Raw genomic sequence first — 4,307 nt, 5'->3', positions numbered from 1 at the left:
GACTTGCCGGCGCCGTTCGGGCCGACGACACCGATCTTCGCGCCGGGCAGGAAGCTCAGCGTGACGTCGTCGAGGATCACCTTGTCGCCGTGCGCCTTGCGCGCCTTGCGCATGGTGTAGATGAACTCAGCCAAGAGAAACCGTCCGGCAGTCGTGTGGGGGCCAATAAGCGGCTCCGCCCCGCGTGAGGGCAGATACACCCATCTTGCCGTAACGCTTGCGCCGGGCGGAAACCAGATCGCCCCGCGCCCCCACGAGGGCGCCGGGACCGGTGGCCGGCCGGGGCGCTGGGCGCGCCACCGGCCGGTCACCGCCGCCGTCACTCGCCGGCCGTGCCGGCCTTCCGCCTGCGGAGCAGGAAGACCGCGCCGCCGCCGACGGCGACCAGCGCGACGGCTATGCCCGCGATCACCGGCGTGGCGCTGCTGCTGCCGGTCTCGGCCAGGTCCTCACCGCTGGTACCGCTGCCGCCGGTGGAACCCTCGGAGGAGCCGCCGGCCGAGGCCGGGCTCGGCTCGGGCGAGGGCCGGTCGGTGCTCGGGGTGCCCGCGGTCTTGCAGTCGAGGACGCCGGAGAAGTTCTTCTCGAAGCCGTTCGGGCCCGTGATGGTGAAGTCGTAGGCCTGGTCCTCCTTCACCGGGACCGTGACGGTCCGGGAGCGGCCCGCCTCCACGGTGTACTCGGTGCCCGCGAGCTCGAAGGTGAACGGTTCGTCGCCCTGGTTCGCCGCGGTGACGTCCACGCCGCCCTTGGCGCAGTTCTTCTCCGCGGAGACCGCGGGTATCGCGCCCTTCTTGGCCCAGTCGGCGGTGGCCGTCGCCTTGACGGTGCTGTCGCTGGAGCCGGCCAGGATCTGCGTCTGGCTCTTGCTGTCGCTGGCGAAGGCGCGGCCGACCGGCACCTTCGTGGTGGCCTGGGCGGTCAGCGAGGTCGAGCCGTCGGCCGCGCCCTTCGGCACGTCGAAGAACAGCTCGGTGCCGTTGGCTGCGGCGGTGGCGGGCGCGCCGTCGCGGCCGACCACCTTGACGCCGGTGGCCTCGGCCGCCGGGTCGAGGCTGACGGCGACGCTGGCGGCGTCGGTGTGGACGGTGACCGGGCCCAGCCGGTCACCGGACTTGCCGGAGACGGCGGGCGGGTCGAGCGTCAGCGAGGCCCTGGGCTCCTCCAGGTCCCGGGCGGAGGCCTCGAGCCAGTCGGCGAGCTTCTCCGCGGCCGGGTCGACGGCCTCGACGTCGACCCGGTCCGAGAACCGCCAGATCGCGACCTGGGTTCCGGTGGCCGCGGTCTTCTCGGTCAGCGCCCCGGACTTGGCGGCGGCCGCGAGCTTGCTGAGGTCGTTCACCTGCGGATAGGAGTTCTGCAGGATCCAACGGATCTTGCCCGCGTCGGCGTTGTCGTGCAGCGAGGTCTGGCTCCAGGGCTTCTCCTGGTACTTGGCGTTGGCCTGCGTCGGGTTGTGGACGTCGATGCAGTACGTCTGGAGCGTGCCGCCGCCCTCGACCGTCATCTGGAAGAGCCCGGCGCCGACCTTCTGGTCCCCGGCGTCGTTGTGGATGACGGCCTGGCCGAACGTCCTCAGACCGTCCAGGACGGCATTGGCGCCGCCCGAGGCGGGCACGGTGTCATCGGCGGCGGCCGGACCCGCCGCGGCTATCGCGCCCACCGCGGCAAGACCCGAGGCCAGCACGGCGGCGGCTAGGCGGGTAGCGCCCCACCTGCGTACAGAAAACATGTGGATTCCCCTCCGAGCGAGGCGACGTGGGGGAAGCTGCGCCTCGCATACACACTCATTACGGGCCCCCGTGCGTACGGACGGATCCTAAGGACACCGGAGTAACACCAGCCCCACGATGCACACTCGAATAAGGATCCGACTCGGAATCGTTATAGCCCAGAGCGTTACCTGACCTGGGATTATCGACAAATCCGCACGCTAAACCAGCCACTTGGGAAGCCGGCCCCACCAACAGCGCCCGCCGCTTGGGCGGTTGAACTCAAACGAACTCGCTCATGCTTCCCCACCCCGTTCTCACCCCTCGGCCCGTTCCGCCCCGCGCGGCCCTCTCCTCCACCGCGCATTTCCATGGTGCACGCGATCGCCGACAGCCGCTCGGGCCTGTGGACAGAGCGCGGGTTGTGGATAACTCCGTCACTCGAAAGCGGCCGAAAAGGCGCGGGCCCGCCGCTACAGCAGCGTCGAGTGCCTCGACCCGCCCGCCGCGACGAAGTACTGGTCCCGCACCTCGCGGTAGCGCAGCAGTTCCGCGGCCACCGGCTCCAGCACCCGCGCCCGCCCGGACGAGGCTGCCGCGCCGCGCAGCCGCCGCTCGGCCTCCTGCCCGTACCGCCGGGCAGGACCCCGCGCCGCCAGCCGGCAGCACCAGGCCAGCGCCGGGCCGGCCACGACCCCGACCGCCATCAGCAGCGCGGGCATCAGCCAGCCGTCGCCCGGCCCGGCGACCACGGTCGCCACCAGCCAGAGCGCGCCCACGACTTGGAGCACCAGCAGCGCCCCTTGCAGCGCCGAGGCGACCGACCACCAGCCGGGCCCGGTGGGCCGCGCCGCACCAGCGGCCTGCACCGCCGCCTTGTCCAGCGCGTCCGGCAGCCGCCCCCCACCGCGTACCGCCGCCTCCCGTACGGCCTGCGCCCAGGGGTCCGGCAGGCCCTCCGACGCCTCGTCCGACACGGCCCGTACGGCCTGCCCGACCATCGCGCGCGCCGCGCTGAGCACGGGCTGCCCGGCCGCGTCCGCGCCGCTCCCGCTTCTCTCCCGCGCCACGGCGCCGTCGGCCGCCCCGGACTTCGGCTCCGGCTTCGGCTCATCCCCGGTCTCCGCCGCCCCGGGCTCGGCCTTCTTCTTCGGCTTCGTCTGCGCCTTCGCGTCGTACCGCCGCTTGAGCTGCGCCCAGGGCGCGCCGCAGGCCAGTTCCGCGTGGCGCAGCCACTCGCGCTCCGCGGCCTGCCCGGCGGCCACCGCGCCGACCGCCTCCGCGAGCCGGTCCTCGAAGGCGGCGCGCGACTCCTCCGTCAGGCCGGGGCGCCGCTCTGCCAGGAAGACGGTGCTCAGGCGCTCGGTGGCGCCGTCGAGGTCCGCCGTCAGCCGGCGCTCGGCGGCCTTGCCCTCGGCGCTGAACTCGCCGAGGCGGCGGCGGAGTTCGCCGACGCCCTCCCCGGTGGCGGCGGACACGGGCAGTACGGTCGCGCCGGGCTCGCCGTGCTCGCCGAGCGCGATCCCGTCCTCGTCCAGCAGCCGCCGCAGGTCGTCCAGCACCTGGTCGGTGGCCTCCCCGGGCAGCCGGTCGACCTGGTTGAGGACCACGAACGTGACCTCGGAGTACCCGGCGAGCGGCCGCAGGTAGCGCTCGTGCAGCACGGCGTCCGCGTACTTCTCCGGGTCGACGACCCACACCACCGCGTCCACGAGCCCCAGCAGCCGGTCGACCTGCTCCCGCCGCCCGGACACGGCCGAGTCGTGGTCGGGCATGTCGATCAGGACGAGGTTGCGCAGCGCGGGCTCGTGCAGCGCGGTGTCGTTCACGCGCGGCGGGCGGCGCCGCAGCCGGGGCGGCACGCCGAGCCGGTCCAGCAGCCCTTCGGAGCCCTCGGACCAGCTGCAGGCGATCGGCGCCGAGGTCGTGGGTCGGCGGACGCCCGCCTCCGAGAGGGGGGCGCCGATCAGGGAGTTGAAGAGGCTGGACTTCCCGCTGCCCGAGGCTCCGGCGATGGCCACGACGGTGTGGTCGAGGGAGAGCCGGTGGCGGGCGGCGGCCTCCTCCAGGACGTGTGAGGCCTCGGCGAGCGTCCGCGCCTCGAGGCGGGCGCGCGAGAGTCCGACCAACTCCCGGGTGGCTTCCAGCCGTTGCCGCAGTCCCCGGTTGAACCCGGTGCGGTGGGGGGCGGTGCTGGGCGGCGCGGCCGGGCGCGGCGCGAGCGCCATGGCCGCCCCCGCGCGGACGGCCGCTCCCCCTTCGTGGACGGGAGCGGCGGGCGTCCGGTGCTCGGCCTCCCCCGCGCGCGTGGCCGGGGATCCTTCCCCGGGGGCCTGCTCCTTGAGGGCCGTCGCCGCCTCCGCGGGGTGCTCGACCGCCGCGTCGGCCTCGCGCCGCGCACGCCGGGCGATCAGCCCGTCGTCCCAGGAGGGCTGGGCCGAGGTGGGCCGTACGGTCACGGACGTGGCGGTGGCCCTGGGGCGGCCCTCGGTGAACGACTTCTCCGCGTACCGCTGTTCCGCGTACGGCTCCACCGAGCGCGTGCGCCCCGCGTACGCCTCGACCGTACGGCCCTTCGCCACGCGCGCGTGGGCC

General features: G+C 74.2%; 2 protein-coding genes. Both read right to left on the bottom strand.

The features are described 5' to 3' along the window. Positions 1-319: 319 nt before the first annotated feature. Positions 320-1,732, bottom strand: a complete 1,413-nt coding sequence (locus AOK16_RS01115; protein WP_055470303.1) for an LAETG motif-containing sortase-dependent surface protein — start codon at positions 1,730-1,732, stop codon at positions 320-322. 453 nt (positions 1,733-2,185) lie between these two features. After that, on the bottom strand, positions 2,186-4,307 hold a 2,122-nt coding region (locus tag AOK16_RS01110; protein WP_055470302.1), incomplete at its 5' end, for a GTPase.

Source organism: Streptomyces pathocidini (genome assembly GCF_001418495.1).
In the GTDB taxonomy this organism is placed as follows: domain Bacteria; phylum Actinomycetota; class Actinomycetes; order Streptomycetales; family Streptomycetaceae; genus Streptomyces; species Streptomyces pathocidini.
The sequence above is the reverse complement of the archived record's forward strand: the minus strand, read 5'-3'. Positions and strand labels throughout refer to the sequence as shown.

What these genes read in the sequence shown, in the direction of transcription:
- AOK16_RS01115 (WP_055470303.1), bottom strand. Translation starts at nt 1,732, where the DNA reads ATGTTTTCTGTACGCAGGTGGGGCGCTACCCGCCTAGCCGCCGCCGTG.